9 protein-coding genes are annotated in these 14,410 nt (G+C 53.3%); 2 read left to right on the forward strand and 7 right to left on the reverse strand.

Annotated features, from left to right (window positions below; all coding sequences use genetic code 11):
* Positions 1-67: 67 nt before the first annotated feature.
* Together sufB and IPJ96_15495 are read right to left on the reverse strand one after the other, a co-directional pair.
* Positions 68-1,513 (reverse strand): Fe-S cluster assembly protein SufB, encoded by a 1,446-nt coding sequence (gene sufB / locus IPJ96_15490; protein ID MBK7911720.1) that lies wholly within the window; start codon positions 1,511-1,513, stop codon positions 68-70.
* Between the two features lie 78 nt (positions 1,514-1,591).
* The gene (locus IPJ96_15495) at positions 1,592-1,918 is read right to left on the reverse strand and encodes an iron-sulfur cluster assembly accessory protein (GenBank protein MBK7911721.1); all 327 of its coding nucleotides are present in this window, start codon (positions 1,916-1,918) and stop codon (positions 1,592-1,594) included.
* Between the two features lie 375 nt (positions 1,919-2,293).
* Between IPJ96_15495 and IPJ96_15500 the strand changes: the two genes are divergently transcribed.
* On the forward strand, positions 2,294-4,486 hold the full coding sequence (locus IPJ96_15500) for a T9SS type A sorting domain-containing protein (GenBank protein ID MBK7911722.1): 2,193 nt from the start codon (positions 2,294-2,296) through the stop codon (positions 4,484-4,486).
* A 191-nt stretch (positions 4,487-4,677) separates the two neighbouring features.
* Here IPJ96_15500 and IPJ96_15505 read toward each other — a convergent pair whose 3' ends face one another.
* The gene (locus IPJ96_15505; GenBank protein ID MBK7911723.1) at positions 4,678-5,052 is read right to left on the reverse strand and encodes a hypothetical protein; all 375 of its coding nucleotides are present in this window, start codon (positions 5,050-5,052) and stop codon (positions 4,678-4,680) included.
* A 372-nt stretch (positions 5,053-5,424) separates the two neighbouring features.
* Between IPJ96_15505 and thiL the strand changes: the two genes are divergently transcribed.
* Positions 5,425-6,477 carry a thiamine-phosphate kinase gene (thiL, locus tag IPJ96_15510; GenBank protein MBK7911724.1) on the forward strand — a complete coding sequence of 351 codons (1,053 nt, stop codon included), beginning with the start codon at positions 5,425-5,427 and terminating at the stop codon, positions 6,475-6,477.
* On the opposite strand, the gene IPJ96_15515 is transcribed toward thiL, so the two are convergent.
* The 4 genes from IPJ96_15515 to IPJ96_15530 all read right to left on the reverse strand — a co-directional run bounded on the left by IPJ96_15515 (position 6,478) and on the right by IPJ96_15530 (position 14,334).
* Positions 6,478-7,950: a peptidoglycan DD-metalloendopeptidase family protein gene (locus IPJ96_15515; protein ID MBK7911725.1), complete on the reverse strand. Its 1,473-nt coding sequence runs from the start codon at positions 7,948-7,950 to the stop codon at positions 6,478-6,480.
* An 87-nt stretch (positions 7,951-8,037) separates the two neighbouring features.
* A complete protein-coding gene (locus IPJ96_15520) occupies positions 8,038-8,529 on the reverse strand; it encodes a DinB family protein (GenBank protein MBK7911726.1) in 492 nt (163 codons plus the stop codon).
* A 621-nt stretch (positions 8,530-9,150) separates the two neighbouring features.
* Positions 9,151-12,561 carry a T9SS type A sorting domain-containing protein gene (locus IPJ96_15525; GenBank protein ID MBK7911727.1) on the reverse strand — a complete coding sequence of 1,137 codons (3,411 nt, stop codon included), beginning with the start codon at positions 12,559-12,561 and terminating at the stop codon, positions 9,151-9,153.
* 468 nt (positions 12,562-13,029) lie between these two features.
* Positions 13,030-14,334, reverse strand: coding sequence for an aminopeptidase P family protein (locus IPJ96_15530; protein MBK7911728.1), 1,305 nt, complete (start codon positions 14,332-14,334; stop codon positions 13,030-13,032).
* Positions 14,335-14,410: the final 76 nt, after the last annotated feature.

Genomic DNA, 14,410 nt, shown 5'->3' on the forward strand with positions numbered 1-14,410 from the left:
CAACCTTCAACTTTCAACGTGAAAACGTTCAAACGTTACAACGTTATAACGTTCAAACGCCCCCACATCACCCCACCGACCCCTCCAACGATATCGCCAGCAACTTCTGGGCTTCAACGGCGAATTCCATCGGAAGCTGGTTGAATACTTCTTTGCAATAGCCGTTCACGATGAGGCTGACGGCATCTTCGGTGGAAATGCCACGCTGGTTACAATAGAAGATCTGGTCCTCGCCGACTTTGGAGGTCGTCGCCTCGTGCTCGACTTTCGCATTCTTGTTGTGCACTTCGAGGTACGGGAAGGTGTGCGCCCCGCAACGATCGCCAAGTAGCAGCGAATCGCATTGGGAGAAGTTCCGGGCGTTGTCGGCTTTCTTGCTGATCTTCACCAGTCCCCGATAGCTGTTCTGACTGCGCCCGCCTGAGATTCCTTTTGACACGATCGTGCTCCGGGTATTCTTTCCGAGGTGGATCATCTTCGTGCCGGTATCGGCTTGCTGGTAGTTGTTCGTTACGGCAACGGAATAAAATTCTCCGATGCTGTTGTCACCTTTGAGGATGACACTCGGGTACTTCCACGTGATCGCTGAGCCGGTCTCCACCTGCGTCCAGGATATCTTGGCATTCGCCTCCGCACACAGACCGCGCTTGGTGACGAAATTGTAGATACCTCCTCGCCCTTCTTTGTCGCCCGGGTACCAGTTCTGGACGGTGGAATATTTCACCTGCGCGTCCCGGTGCGCGTAGATCTCGACCACCGCCGCGTGCAACTGGTTCTCGTCGCGCATGGGCGCTGTGCATCCTTCGAGGTAACTCACATACGCGCCTTCGTCGGCAACGATCAGCGTACGCTCGAACTGCCCCGTGCCGGCAGCGTTGATCCGGAAGTAGGTCGATAACTCCATCGGACAACGGACGCCTTTCGGGATATAACAGAAAGAACCGTCGCTGAAAACGGCGGAATTGAGCGCGGCGTAGAAATTATCAGTGTGCGGAACTACCGATCCCAGATACTTCTTGATCAGTTCCGGATAGTCGTGCACCGCTTCACTGAAGGAGCAAAAGACAATACCTAATTCGGCAAGCGTTTCCCGAAAGGTGGTCTTGACCGAAACACTGTCGATCACCGCGTCGACGGCTACTCCCGCGAGTCGTTTTTGTTCTTCGAGCGAAATACCCAGTTTATCAAAGGTCGACTTGATTTCCGGATCCAATTCGTCCAGGCTGTTCAGTTGTTTTTTCTGCTTGGGAGCGGAATAGTAGATGATGTCCTGGAAGTCGATCGTCGGATAGTGAACATTGGGCCAGGTCGGCTCAACCATGGTCTGCCAATGCCGGAACGCTTTGAGTCGCCATTCGAGCAACCATTCCGGTTCGTTCTTCTTCATGGAAATGAAACGAACGATGTCTTCGCTCAGACCCTTCGGAGCCGTTTCCGACTCGATGTTGCTGACAAAGCCCCACTTGTACTCGCTTTGCGCGAGATCGTCCAGTATTTTCTGGTCGTCTGACATATCGGTCCGTCTAATGCACCATGAATTCCGATGCTTACGGTTTAATTGGACTAATTCTAAATTAGGCGTTAAAAAAAATCAGACTGCGAAGCTTTCACCGCAGCCGCAGGTGCGTGAAGCGTTCGGATTGTTGAACTGGAAACCTTTTCCGTTCAATCCATCCGAAAAATCCAGTTGCGTTCCGACCAGGTAGAGGAAACTCTTTTTATCGCAGACGATCCTCATCCCCTTATCTTCGAACACCTTATCGTCGGGCTGCGTGACGTTATCGAATTTCAATTCGTAGGTCAAACCCGAACATCCCCCTCCAGCCACGCCGACCCGAATAAAGGAATCGGATGGCCGGTTTTCTGCCTTGATCAACTCCAGGGCTTTCTCTTTTGCCCGCTCGGTTACCGTGATCATTTCTTCGTTTTTACTTAATTATCAGGCACAAAGGTACGGATTAGCCCGCTAGGAAGCAATCTGATTCCCCTGCCCTGATGCCGAAACACCTGGGAAGCTAAAAGGTTGTCCGACAATGGATAAAATAGCTAAAAATCGAATATATACTCATTCATGACTTTTTGAAATTTAGCATATTATTGAAAATTAATAATTTATGAATAATGACGGCTAATGGCCTGAATTTGACTTAAAAAGCTACAGAAGGTGCCTGCAACCCATCAATCTGGCCAGGTAGTGTCATTTTAATAAAAACATCGAATTTCTTACGCTTTCCCAATTCGGGACAACTACTTGACCCAGAGATCGTAATGATTCCTTAGTTCAGTTAGAACCATGGCCTCCCGACTCCGTCGCAGAACCCGTCAACGCCAGCGCATGAGCCCTACCCTTCGGTGGGTAGCTTACAGTGCGGCATTCTTTTTCCTGCTAGCAGGTGGCTTCTTCCTGATCGGCAACCTGGGTACTTCTCAGGATGCAGTGGCCGGTCTGGGACAACACGGTGCCAAGACCGTTACTACTTCGAATACTATCCTGAACGAATACACGGCCCTGACCAATAATGCTTCTGCCGGTTCGACCAATATCCGGGTGACCAGTTCATCTTTGAATGCCAATGGCAGGTTCAGTGCCGCTCTGGAAGCAGGCGACCTTTTGATGATCGTGCAGATGCAAGGAGCCAGTATCAGCGTCGCGGATGCCTCCACCTACGGTCAGATTAGCAGCTACAACAATTGCGGGAACTTCGAATTTGTTCAGGTGGCCAGCGTTCCAAGCGGTACACAGATCAACTTATCCACGGGTCTTGCCCGTTCCTATAGTATTTCGGGTAAAGTACAGGTGGTTCGAGTACCACGCTATTCTTCACTGACCATCAACTCAGGTGCCAGCGTTACCTGTCCTGCGTGGAACGGAACCACCGGCGGTATCGTGGCAATCGAATGCAACGGCGCTACGGTCATCAACGGCAGCATCGATGTTTCCGGAAAAGGATTCCGCGGCGGTGCAACCGAACAAAACACATCTACTCCTGGCAATTCAACGATCTGGCGATCCACCCTGGATACCGACGGCGCAGAAAAAGGTGAGAGCATCGCCGGTCCTGCCAGCAGCCTTTCCAACGGCCGCTATGGCCGTGGCGCTCCTGCCAATGGCGGTGGCGGCGGCAACTCCCACAACGGCGGCGGTGGCGGCGGCGCTAACGGTGGCAGCACGGCCCTCTGGAATGGAAAAGGCAATCCACACAACCTCAACGCCAACTGGACCACCGCCTGGAACCTCGAAGCGGTTGGCTTTGCTCTCAATACTTCAAGCGGAGGCGGACGTGGCGGTTACTCCTGGTCCAGCAACTTCAACAACCCGATCACCACTGCCCCCGGTAATGCTGCCTGGGCAGGCGACAACCGCAAGAACGTGGGTGGTTATGGCGGTCGCCCGCTCACCTATGCTGCCGGAAAAATTTTCATGGGCGGCGGCGGTGGAGCCGGTGATTCGAATAACAACGTCGGCACTCCGGGTGGCAACGGCGGCGGAATCGTTTACTTGTTGAGCGGTTCAACTGTTAGCGGCAGCGGTACCATCAACGCGAACGGCGCTTCTGTCGCTACGTCCTCGGGAACTCCTGGTGATGCAGGCGGCGGCGGCGGCGGCGGCGGAACCATTTTCATCTACAGCTACAGCGCTACGGTAACAGGACTTACCCTCAATGCCAACGGCGGCAATGGCGGAAGCCAGAACCTCAACAACGGCGGCGAAGTGGAAGGCAACGGCGGCGGCGGCGGCGGCGGATACATCAGCACGACCAACCCTGTACTTCTGACCAGAAACGTAAATGGCGGCACATATGGCACAACGAACGCTCCGCCCATGGTGAACTTCACCGCCAACGGGGCCACTTCGGGAGGCGCAGGAACCATCGTGAATAATCCAACCAATCCGTACACGACTCCCACCGCCCTGCCGATCGAACTGAAATCCTTCGACGCGAATCCGGAAAGCGAAGGAAGCGTCACGCTGAGCTGGGTCACGGCTTCGGAGATCAACAACGACTACTTTACACTTGAACGCAGTACCGACGGTATGCATTACTCCGTCATCAACAAGCAACCCGGTGCCGGCAATTCCACCACCGAACGCTATTACAGTTTTACCGATACGGAACCGGATGACGGCGATAATTTCTACCGGTTAACGCAAACAGACTACGACGGCAAATTCGAAACGTTCGACCCGGTCCATGTCTATGTAAAGAATAAAAATGCCTCCGGTGCGGCGATCGCCAACGCCTATCCCAATCCGTTCAGTGATCGCTTCGAAGTAAACATGAAAGGGGTGTTGGATTCACGCGGTGAACTCACCCTGGTGAACAGCGGCGGCGTCACGATTCGCAGTATTCCCATCGGACCCGACGACATTTCCCGTACCCAGGCGTTCGACAACCTCGAGGGTCTGCCTTCCGGTCTCTACATCCTCTACCTCACCGACGCCGAAGGCAAAAACGCGTCGATGGTGAAGCTGGTGAAGCGTTGAGGGGATCATCACTGCTCACTCGAACCGTTATTTACACACACACCAGGATATTGGAAGAGTGTCCGGAGAAATGAACTGGTAACTAGTAACTGGTAACTAGTAACTAGTAATTAGTAATTACCATTCTTTAGTTACTAGTTTTTAGTTACTAATTTTTAGTTACTAGTCTCAAGTCACCAATTTCCTTTCCCTCACCTTATCCTCAACTTCCTCAACTTTCCCGTTTCATCGCGAAAGTGATAGCGTCCGGGTTTTAATCCGGATATCACGACCATCTGTACTTCTTTTCCAGCTGGCAGAACATGCCCCTCCGCGTCGAGCAGGAGAACTTCACCCGGCGCTTCAAGATACAATTCACGTACCGGGGTTGATTTTGCAGACACTTCCTGCCCTGCAACATCAAACAACTTCTTGCCTTTAACGGACGACGCTTCGACTTCAGGCTGCCTGGTCGCACTCGAATCCGCTTTGATTTCCCTGGGCTCCAGAGCCGTTGTCAAAAACGGATGCAGCAGGAATACCAATACATACAAATAATGCTTTTTCGCTTTCAACAGATTTTTCATGCTGCAAAGAACTTCCCCTAACATTACGTCACGTTCAACCCACGCTGAGTAAAAAGTTAAATTGCTGTGAAGGCGATGTTAGGAGGGGGTCTTGAAGGTTGAAGGTTGAAAGTCTAAGGTGGGGAAATAAAGGGACTCTCCTCACAGGAACTTCTTCCCTTCCGGAAAAATCTGCTGTAAAGACAACACTTGAATTAATTCGTGTTAAGGGATGGTAGCCCGAGATAGCCAACCGAAATCGTTCGAACGCTAATACCCTAAAATGGGCCAGTCCAAATCAACCAACATTCAGTCGATCATCCCGAAATCCAACTTTCAACTTGCACCCTTCAACTTGCAACCCAATAAAGTTCAACTAACTACCTTTACAACATGTTCCAGGACAACACCTCCCGCACCGAACTCGGGCAAATGGGCGAATTCGGCTTTATTGAACACCTTTCACGCTCGGTCAAAATCCATCATCCGGAGGAATCATTAAAAGGCATCGGCGACGACGCGGCCGTTTTGGATACGAAGGGGGAGCTGTCGGTTGTCTCAACCGATATGCTGGTCGAAGGGGTGCACTTCGATCTTGCCTTTCACCCGTTGCGCCACCTGGGATACAAGGCGGTCGTGGTCAATGTATCCGACCTCTGCGCGATGAATGCGGACCCTAAACAGGTATTGGTCAGCATCGCTGTATCCAACCGCTTCTCGCTCGAAGCCCTGGACGAACTGTACGAAGGCATGCACCTTGCCTGCGAACGCTATAAAGTCGACCTGGTCGGGGGCGATACCACTGCTTCCCGTTCCGGTCTTGTCATCAGCATCACCATCCTGGGCACCGCGAAAAAAGAACAACTGGTTTATCGAAACGGCGCCAGGGCGAAAGACCTGCTGTGCGTGACCGGCGACCTCGGTGGCGCCTATATCGGACTGCAGGTGCTCGAACGTGAGAAAAAGATCTTTCTGGAAAATCCCGGCATACAACCCGACCTGTCGGGCAACGAGTATGTGATCGAACGGCAACTCAAACCGGAAGCCCGCCGGGAAACGATCCTCAAACTTCGGGAACTCGGCGTTCATCCGACCTCGATGATCGACATCTCCGATGGCTTGTCGTCCGAAACCCTTCATCTTTGCCGGCAATCCGGAACGGGTTGCGACTTGTACGAAGACAAATTTCCCATCGATCCGCAGACGTACGACCGGGCACGTGAGTTCGGTCTCGACCCGACCGTCTGCGCTTTAAGTGGCGGAGAGGATTACGAACTCTTGTTTACCATCCGCCCTGACGATTACGAAAAGCTCCGGGAGCACCTGGATGTTTCGATCATTGGTCACATGACCGATCAGGCATCCGGCGTGAACCTGATCACGCGCTCCGGCGGATCGGTACCGATCACTGCGCAAGGTTGGGATGCGCTGCTATCGCAGAACTGATCAGCGTACGATCAGCTTTCGGCTGAGCGATTTGCCATTGCCTGCCAGTTGCAATTGATAGATGCCGGCCGACAAGCCATCAATCGGCTGCTCCACCGTTTGCTTACCGGCGACGACATCAAGCGCACGGCTTACAATACATCGTCCGGTCGCATCAAGGATCTTCAATTCAAGATTTTGGCTCTTAGGAGACTGGAAACTCATCATCAGTCGTTCTGCGGCAGGATTCGGACTCATGATAAAATCCAACAAAGGCTCAGCCGGGTCAATTCCTACTGGCGCCTCAATCACAAAGGAGTGAGCATACGAATTCCCGCCGAAGTCTGCGGCGAAAGTCCAGGTACCCGGCGTCCACCAATTGTTGAGCACATAGTACCACTGGACCCAGGTAGTCGCACCGAAAAGCCACGGGCTGTCGAAGTCCCACGTGATCTGTTGTACGCCATTCGGATCCAGGATACGGAGCGTTGTTCGTGCATTGTTGTCGAGGTCCCGGTAATAGAGTTGCAGGACGAGCGAATCGCCCCAGGCAAAGGTGTCTTTCTCGTAGGTGATTTCGGGGTCGGGACAGGAATAGTATTCCGTGGTAGTGGATTTCGTCAGGATCCTGTTGATGCGTGGAATGATGTAATCCGGCTGTGACTGCCACCAGGAATCCGGGTTGAAATTGTTACAGGGACCCTGGTAGGGATCGATCAGTGCACCGGTGTTATCCAGAACCTGGAAATGCAAGTGGGGCCAATTGGAACTGCCGGAGCTGCCGGCCGTTCCGAGGTACTCGCCTTCCGAAACATAATCGCCCACACCTTTTGTCGTGAGTGAGCCGGACTTGAAATGGAGGTACCACGACTGCGAACTGTCGGCATGCAGAAGATGAATGGCGTTCCAGACTCCGGTACCATTGTTCACGCACTGCCGGTCGAAATTACCGTCGACCTTGTTGATGATGACGCCGGGAGCAGCCGCCACAACTTCCATCACCTGTTCGTCCATCCTCCGCCAGGGATAGGGCCAAAGGATGATATCGGTTCCTGCATGGTTGCCGGTCCCCCAGTCGTAGGTACGCATACCGCAATTCCAGTCCTCCAGGAGGTTGGGAAATCCCCAATCATGATCGACGAAGTTCTGGACGGTATAGTAGCCATAATCGGAAAAACCCGCCTTGGATCGAACCGGCCAGGCGAAAAGCGGATGAACCTGCGAACGCCGCTGCAGAAGGTCGGGGCGTTGCAACTTCAAACGCTCGATGTTCGTCCGGATATCAACCTTCATCTGTTCCATATCCGTTAAGGACAGGCACTCGCCTGACGACACATCGACGCGTACTGCACGAGCAGGAGATGGGGGCTCGGGGTTGCCCGAGACCAGATGCCGATTGGGGACCGTGCGGGATTCACTTCGCGGTTGTTCCGCCCGTGTCATCATGGATACCAAAGCGAAGAGCAATACGGAGAACAGGTAGCGTTGCACCATGGGAGCGTACTTTATTACGATTGGAGAAATCTTTAGTCGAACTAAAATACGAAATCATCAAAATCCGGAAAAGCCTTTACAGTGGCTTTAATCCCGGGAAAACGCAATCAAATCCGTCGAGAACAGTTTTTTAAAACCCAACTGCCGGAACATCGTGATCAACTGACCACGATGAAAGGTGCTGTGGTTCATGCAATGCAGCACGGCTTCGGCGACCATGTTGTGATACTCCGTACCGTCCAGCGACTTGTACCGGAATTGGGTCTGTAAAAATGCATCCCCGCTGGTTTCGATGAAATCGATCCAGGCTTTGTCGTTCTCGATGATCTCACCGTACAATTCCTGAAAACTACCGCCGAACTCCATCCACTTCCAGGTAGTCGGGGATTCGCCCTTCAGGCGCATCAGCCAGATGCATTCCGCACCCCACAGGTGCAACAAGGTCGTCCGCACCGACGGGAAGCTGCTCACGATGGACTGCTCCAGTTGTTCCGGTTTAAAATTCTCCGAGACAAACGACAAGAGCCGGTCGTTGGCCCACTGGTTGTAGGTGACGTAGCGAAGGAGGATGGTTTTCATATGTTGTATGGACTAGGTACCACTCACTGCTCACTCGCCCTGTTTCTTAGACTTGCACTGAGGGTGGGACGAGGGGCGTGGGGCGAGGGACGAGGGACGAGGGACGAGGTGCGTGGTGCGTGGGACTAATCACTGTTCACTCGCCCTGTTTCTAGCTCTCACACTACGACAGGAAGTGCGAGGTGCGTGCTCCGAGGAACACCACTGCTCACTCACCCTGTTTCTCACCCTCACACTACGAAAGGAGGGGCGAGGGACGAGGTGCGAGGTGCGAAGACCAATCACTGCTCACTCACCCTGTTTCTCACCCTCACACTGCGAAAGGAGGGACGAGGTGCGAGGTGCGAAGACCAATCACTGCTCACTCACCCTGTTTCTCACCCTCACACTACGAAAGGAGGGACGAGGTGCGAGGTGCGAAGACCAATCACTGCTCACTCACCCTGTTTCTCACCCTCACACTGCGAAAGGAGGGACGAGGTGCGAGGTGCGAAGACCAATCACTGCTCACTCACCCTGTTTCTCACCCTCACACTACGCCAGGAGGAGCGATAAACAAATCTATCAAATTTCCAATGAACTCGACATGCCTACCGCCAACCGCCCACTGATCCCCCCCCCTCATTCCACTACCAGCTTCGCTACCGACCGTACGGCGGTTTGATCTTCCGTGAATGACAGCGTATAAACGCCGGGCTGGACTCCTGCCAACTGCATGGCAATATTGATTCCCTGTACCCGATTGGAGCGCAGGGTTCTTCCTTGCAGATCGACAAGTTCCAGCAGTCCACTTCGATTCCGGTCTTTGGACAAAGTAACCAGAACCCGTTCGTGTGCCGGATTAGGCTGTACTTCGAGCGAGTGGGTTTGCTTTGCTACTACCACCGGAGTTCCCATGATGAGCGAATCGAGGTCGCAAACCGGCTGACCAATATCGTACCGGTAGAAGTGGTTTCCGAATCGCGGCCCCTGGTCGTAAGTCAGCGTACTAAAGAACACCTGGTTGTTGATCGTGAAGCCTGCGCTGAAATCGACGGAAGTATCTCCCGGCATGACCAGTGTTTGCAGGGGGATCACTTTCATTCTTTGCAGATCGATTTTCCTGATGTACTCTCTGAACAGAAACGCATCATTGCCCACCACAGCTGCAAAAGGTTCCCCGCGCAATCCATCCCATTCCAACAATTCATCCGACCATTCACCGGTTGCCGGATCATATGCGTAGAGACCCGGGTACGGTCCTCCATCCATGAGTACATTATACCCGGCGTATACTTTACCATTCCAGGTGAACGCTATAGGTGTCGCTGAGCCGGACTTGCCATAAGGCCATCCCGAACTTGTCCAGGTGTCGGAAGAGAACGAATATTTATCAATCTGCCCGGGATTGTTGAACGGATAATAACCCAGGCCGGCATAAGCCGTATCGCCAAGTACTGTCGCGCACAGTTCGTAACGTCCAATACCGGGGATCGGCGACTGCTGCGTCCACACATCCAGGGCCGGATCGTACTTCCAGGTCTCGTTGAAGTAACAGGACATACTGCCGAAGCAACCTTTGTTTCCACTGCTGATATATCCATAATTGTTGTTGGCAAAACAGGCTGAGCCGGTCCGGTCATCCGCCGCGGGCAATGAAGCGCGCACCGACCAGGTATCCGATGCGGGGTCGTAAGCGTACCAATCCTTATAGGCTTCCACCAGGATATCGACGTACTTGTTTCCCATGCCCATGTACCCGGTATTGCCGATGCTGAACGCGTTCATGGTGTGCCGGATATTGTATTGTCCCAAGGGCATCTCCGCCCGAGATTCCACATTATAAATCGGATGAGCGGTCTGATAATAGGTTGTAGTATCGGCACAGCCGGATCCGGTAACGATGAACCGGAGTTGGTGTTCTCCACATTGGCGAAACGTATGCTCCAGGGTGGTCTCAAAGCCATTCACCGGAGTCACCGACTGCCCGTCAACCAATAAGGATAACTGCGACGAATCTTCCGGTAACTGCAGGAAACTATAGTTGGAGAACACATGCGGTACGCCGATTCCGGCTTCATCAATCTCCACCGGAACATAATAGGGCAAGGTGGTACAGGCAAGCTGTTCGTAACGACAAATGGCTGTACTCTTGGAACTGAGAAACTGACCGAAACAATAATAGAATCGCCCATCGATTTTCATCCCGGTGGCAAATGCAGTCGTGTTCGTAGTTCCTGTTGAAGAAAAGAGCGAAGCCGCAGGACTCCGCAACCCTGTGAGGAGATCAAAGTAATATCCCGTATTCAGATAGGATAATGGAGAGGTGCCGCTTACTTTCCCATTGACCACCCAGATTTTACTTCCATCCAAAAAAATGACCGCTCCCGCCCGATTATCCGGCGTGAAGTTGCTGGTTAATAGGCCCCAGGAATCGAGTGAAACATCGTACTTCCATATCGAACCGGTACCCGACACTTGTATGGAATAGAGATCACCCTGAAAGTCCACCATAGCATCCGCGAAGGTCAAGGTTGGATGAGATGCCAACGCTGTCCATGTCGAAGAAGGTATATCGTACCGATACAACTCTGCCGCGCCTCCGAAACATAAATACACCTGGTCATTGATTACGCTCGCAGCAGCAAAAGCCCGGGCTGGTCCCGGGAAATCCGGCAGTCGGTTCCAGCCGCCGGTCGCGGGAATGAACTCGTAAAAAAGATTCGTCTTCCACGGAGCAACATTCGTATCGCCTCCGAGTAAGAAATAATGTCCGGCCGCAAAGATGAATTTGCCGTAACGCACGGGGCTAAAAGGAAAATCGGGTAATCGCTCCAACCGCTGACTGTTGCAATCGTACCGCCAAAAGTCGCGTAACAGATTATTGTCCTCATCATTCCCCAAACCAAAGTAGGCGACTCCGGCGTTACCGGCTCCTACTGCGAAGTTGCGTCCTTTGGCTTCCAGCGGCAAAGTGGTCTTTCCGGACCACATCCCTTGCGCGATGTGAACTCCCGTTGCAATGGAGTCGTAACAATAGCCATTCGTTGCCACCATGGACACCGGCACTGTACCATAACGAAAGGCTACGACAGCCGTATCGCCGGAAAACCAACCCCAGTCGGCCGTATCGACACGCCAGTGATATAAAAACTGGCTGGTCGTTGGAGCGATCGAACTGGAATTGAGGAGGGGATTTCTTGCGCCAACAAAACTCGTATCGGGAGCTGTAATAGCGGCCGTGATGGTGCTGGCACATCCGGGATAGTACGTCCATACATCCTGTGTGAAAGCCGACAAGCCGGTACCACCGCCAATTATTTTTACTGAATCGGCGAAAGCCATAAAGGCCGTCTCCGAATGAAACAAATTATTATGAAGGTTGGTGCCACGCAGCCACGAAGAGCTGGGAAAGTGAGCATACTTGACAAAGTTTTCGGTAAAACAATGAACTACTCCTTGAATGGTCGTTGAAAATACCGGAGCACCGGTTCCACTTCCCGCTGCATTCGGCCAGCTGTTGGACCAGGTCTGGGAAGAGAAATCATAGCTATAGGTCCACGCGCCGGATGTGTCCAGAAAATAAACTTTGTTCCCCAGGACGGCTCCGCGGCTAACTATGCTGACAAAGGGTACATCGGCCAATTGATTCCAACTGTCGGTTTGAGGGTCGTATTCCCAAAATTGTGATGAGGCTGAAGATGATCCGCAGGAGGCATAACCAAAAACGACGTAACCTTTTCCGTTATAAGTGAATGCCGCATATTGGTTCCAGTTGTTGCCGGGAAAATCAGTTCGCTGCAGCCAGCTATCGGTCGCCGGATCATACTGCCAAAGGTCCCGGTAACAATTGGCGCCCTGGTTGCCACAGCCTAAATAGATTTTCCCATTGATCGACCAGGTGAATGCTTCCCGACGGGACGGCCCTGGGAATGTATCTTTCTGGGTCCATTGCGATGTCAACTCATCGTACTCCCACACGTCGTTTATGTAAAAGCCTCCGGCGATGAAACCGCAGAAAAGGTATCCTTTGTAACCCGACGTTTCAGCCATACACCTGGTCCTCGGCGAACCAGGGAAATCGGAGGACTGAACGCAGAAACCTTGTGAAAATGACCTTTCCGGGACTACCGCAAACAACAACAGGAAAGCAAGGAAATATCCGTGGGAACGGCGTAGGAAATGCATATGGTAAGGATTTGATCTAAACCAAATGTAGGTATTCCTGTTGAAGTATCTCCATGTCAGGAAGTGCGAGGAACCATCACTGCTCACTCTCCCTGTTTCTTAGTCTCACACTGGGGGGGGGGGACGAGGGACGTGGGACGAAGACCACTCACTGCTCACTCACCCTGTTTCTCACCCTCACACTACTTCAAGAGGGGCGAGGGACGAGGCGCGAGGTGCGATTGACACAACCAACAAACAAGTCAAAGAATGCAACATGTCCACTGCCTACCGCTGTCCGCCTACCCCTACCAGCCCACTGTTCACTGTTTACTGTTCACTGTTCACTACGAATCAAGCCATCACCTTCCGACTCGCCATCAACGCCTCGATCTCCTCGATCTCGATCGGAATGGCGGCCATCAGGTCGACGGGGCCTTTGGCGGTGATGAGGATGTCGTTCTCGATGCGGATGCCGAGTCCTTCTTCCGGGATGTAGATGCCGGGCTCGCAGGTGAAGACCATGCCGGCAGCCATCGGTTCGTAACGGTTGCCGATGTCGTGCACGTCCAGTCCGAGGAAGTGCGAGGTGCCGTGCATGAAGTACTTCTTGTACAGCGGCTGCTTCGGGTCCTGGCGCTTCACCTCCTCGGCTTTCAGCAGTCCGAGTTTGATCAGCTCGTCTTCCATCACCCGACCCACTTCTTCGTGGTAGCGTGGGATCGTATTGCCGGGTACCAGCATCTTCATGGCCGCGCGCATCACGCGCAGGACCGCGTTGTACACGTCGCGCTGCCGCGGACTGAACTTACCGTTCACCGGAACGCAACGCGTCAGATCGGCCGCGTAGTTGGCGTACTCGGCGCCGAAGTCGAGCAGGATCACGTCGCCGTCGTTGCAGGGACGATTGTTCTCGTTGTAATGCAGGACACAGGCGCTCGGCCCGCTGGCGATGATCGGCGTATAGGCATGTCCGGTCGCGCGGTTCCGGATGAACTCGTGGATGATCTCGGCTTCGATCTCGTACTCCATCACTCCCGGACGCGTGAAGCCCAACACGCGACGGAACGCTTTGTCGGTGATGTCGATCGCGGTACGCATCAGTTCGATCTCCGTCTCCGACTTGATCGACCGCAGCTTCGCCATTAAGGGGCCACTGCGTTCGAAACGGTGGTGCGGATACTGCGCGCGGAGTTTTTCCGCGAAGCGCACATCCCGGTACGGCACTTCGGTGACGAAGCGGTCGTTCTCGTTGAGGTTCAGGTAAACCGTATCGGTATGGTGCATCAGGACCGGAAGGATCGCCGCGAAATCGTCGACCCAGTAGATCGATTGCACGCCCGAAACTTCCCGCGCTTCTTCCTTGGTGTATTTATGTCCTTCCCAAACGGCAATGTGCTCGTTCGTCTTCCGCAGGAATAGGATCTCCCGGTATTCCGGCAGTGGATGCTGCGGCGCCAGCACCAGGATCGTCTGTTCCTGGTCGATGCCGGTCAGCCAGAACAGGTCGCTCTGCTGACGGAACGGGAAACTGGTATCTCCGCTGCGCGGCATCTCGTCGTTCGCGTTGAAGAACGCGATGGAGCGCTCACCCAAATGGCTGAGGTACTTTTTCCGGTTTTCAATGAAAAGCTGGCGGTCGATGGGAAGGTATTTCATGATGGAATAGCTTGCTTCCGTAAAAGTAGCAATTTTCCCCGCTACGAACCGGAGATCGGGGGCCTACCGCGTCCGC

The organism is Bacteroidota bacterium, from assembly GCA_016713765.1.
Taxonomy (GTDB): Bacteria; Bacteroidota; Bacteroidia; order AKYH767-A; family 2013-40CM-41-45; genus Pollutiaquabacter; species Pollutiaquabacter aromativorans.

Coding starts and splice junctions, on each gene's coding strand:
- IPJ96_15530 (MBK7911728.1), bottom strand. CDS start 14,334: ATGAAATACCTTCCCATCGACCGCCAGCTTTTCATTGAAAACCGGAAA.
- sufB (MBK7911720.1), bottom strand. CDS start 1,513: ATGTCAGACGACCAGAAAATACTGGACGATCTCGCGCAAAGCGAGTAC.
- IPJ96_15515 (MBK7911725.1), bottom strand. CDS start 7,950: ATGGTGCAACGCTACCTGTTCTCCGTATTGCTCTTCGCTTTGGTATCC.
- IPJ96_15500 (MBK7911722.1), top strand. CDS start 2,294: ATGGCCTCCCGACTCCGTCGCAGAACCCGTCAACGCCAGCGCATGAGC.
- thiL (MBK7911724.1), top strand. CDS start 5,425: ATGTTCCAGGACAACACCTCCCGCACCGAACTCGGGCAAATGGGCGAA.
- IPJ96_15495 (MBK7911721.1), bottom strand. CDS start 1,918: ATGATCACGGTAACCGAGCGGGCAAAAGAGAAAGCCCTGGAGTTGATC.
- IPJ96_15525 (MBK7911727.1), bottom strand. CDS start 12,561: ATGGCTGAAACGTCGGGTTACAAAGGATACCTTTTCTGCGGTTTCATC.
- IPJ96_15520 (MBK7911726.1), bottom strand. CDS start 8,529: ATGAAAACCATCCTCCTTCGCTACGTCACCTACAACCAGTGGGCCAAC.
- IPJ96_15505 (MBK7911723.1), bottom strand. CDS start 5,052: ATGAAAAATCTGTTGAAAGCGAAAAAGCATTATTTGTATGTATTGGTA.